The sequence below is a fragment of the Streptococcus sp. CL5.50 genome (genome assembly GCF_049738015.1).
GTDB classification, from domain to species: Bacteria; Bacillota; Bacilli; order Lactobacillales; family Streptococcaceae; genus Streptococcus; species Streptococcus mitis_CA.
This window is the reverse complement of sequence record NZ_JBKOTR010000026.1, coordinates 1-1,825: the sequence shown is the minus strand read 5'-3', so window position 1 is coordinate 1,825 and position 1,825 is coordinate 1. Positions and strand designations below refer to the sequence as shown.

Below are 1,825 nucleotides of genomic sequence, written 5' to 3'. Positions count from 1 at the left end.
CCCAACCAAGTTTGACAGAGACTCCAAACCTGACTGTCACCCCAACATATCATCAAAATCAAGGGGAAGATATCCCAACACTTTTAAGTGAATTGTATGCCAAACCTTTATCAGAACGCCATGTGGAATCGGATGGATTAGTCTTTGATCCGGCACAAATCATCAAACGTACAGCTAACGGTGTTGCAGTGCCTCACGGAGATCATTATCACTTTATCCCTTATTCACAAATGTCACCGCTGGAAGAAAAATTGGCTCGTATGATAGCTGTCAAGGGACAAAATGGCAGTGTCTTGCCAAGTGTTACTCCTCTGAAGCCAGCTCCTACTACCAAACCTATAGCACCGGTGGAAAATAAACTGACAGAATTTGATGTCAACCAGGTTGTTAGAAAAGTTGGCGACGGTTATATTTTCGAGGATAAGGGCGCTAGTCGTTATGTTCTAGCTAAAGACTTAGCCAAGGATAAGATTGACGCTATTGAAAATCTCTTGTCAAATAAAACTCAAGAGACGCACTCTCTAGTTGCGAAGAAAGAAAATGTCGCTTCTCGTGACCAAGAATTTTATGATAAAGCATATAATTTATTGGCCGAGGCTCATAAAGCCTTGTCTGAAAATAAGGGGCGTACTTCTGATTTCCAAGCCTTAGACAAATTAGCAGAACGCTTGAATGATGAATCTTCTAATAAAGGAAAATTGGTAGATGATTTATTGACATTCCTAGCACCAATTACCCACCCAGAACGTCTTGGTAAACCAAATTCTCAAATTGCTTATACAGACGATGAAATTAAATTAGCGAAATTAGCAGGTAAGTATACAACAGAAGATGGCTATATCTTTGACACTCGTGATATTACCAGTGATGAGGGAGATGCTTATGTAACTCCACATATGTCCCATAGTCATTGGATTAAGAAAGAGAGCTTGTCTGAAGCTGAAAGAGTGGCAGCCCAGGCTTATGCTAAAGAGAAAGGTTTGATACCTCCTTCAACAGAGAATCAGGGTTCAGGAAATACTGAGGTTAAAGGAGTAGAAGCAATCTATAATAAAGTGGAAGCAGCTAAGAAGGTCCCACTTGATCATATTCCTTACAATCTACAACATACTGTTGAAGTTAAAAATGGTAGCTTAATTATACCTCATTACGACCATTACCATAACATTAAATTTGGTTGGTTTGACGAAGGACTCTATGAAGCACCTAAGGGTTATAGCCTTGAGGATCTCTTTGCGACTGTAAAATATTATGTTGAACATCCTGAAGAACGTCCTCACTCAGATAATGGTTGGGGAAATGCCAGCGACCATGTTCGTAAAAATAAGGCAGACAAAGACAGTAAATCTGATGAAGATAAGGAAGATCATCATGAATCAGACGAGTCAACCCGTCCTGAATCCAATGAAAAAGAAAATCATACAGGTTCAACCCCTTCAGTAGATAATCTTTATAAACCGAGCACTGATGAAGACGAGACAGAAGAAGTATCTAAAGATACAACAGACGAAGCTGAAGTACCTCAAGTAGAAACCGAAAAAGTAGAAGCCAAACTCAAAGAAGTAGAAGCTCTACTTGCTGAAGTAACGGATGCTAGTTTGAAAGACAATGTGACAGAGAGCCTATCTGGTTTACGAAATAATCTGAGTCTCCAAACCATGGATAATAATGGCATTATGGCAGAAGCAGAAAAATTACTTGCTTTGTTAAAAGGTAGTGAGTCAGTTACGACGAAACCAGCAGTATAAACTTTATACTATAAATCAAAATGATGTAAGAGTCAGTAGCAATACTGGCTTTTATTTTTTAAAATGATATAAAAATC

General features: G+C 38.7%; 1 protein-coding gene. It reads left to right on the top strand.

The features are described 5' to 3' along the window. Window positions 1-1,748 (top strand): pneumococcal-type histidine triad protein (locus ACLNCV_RS09685; protein ID WP_424845156.1); only part of this gene is annotated, 1,748 nt, incomplete at its 5' end. Window positions 1,749-1,825: the final 77 nt, after the last annotated feature.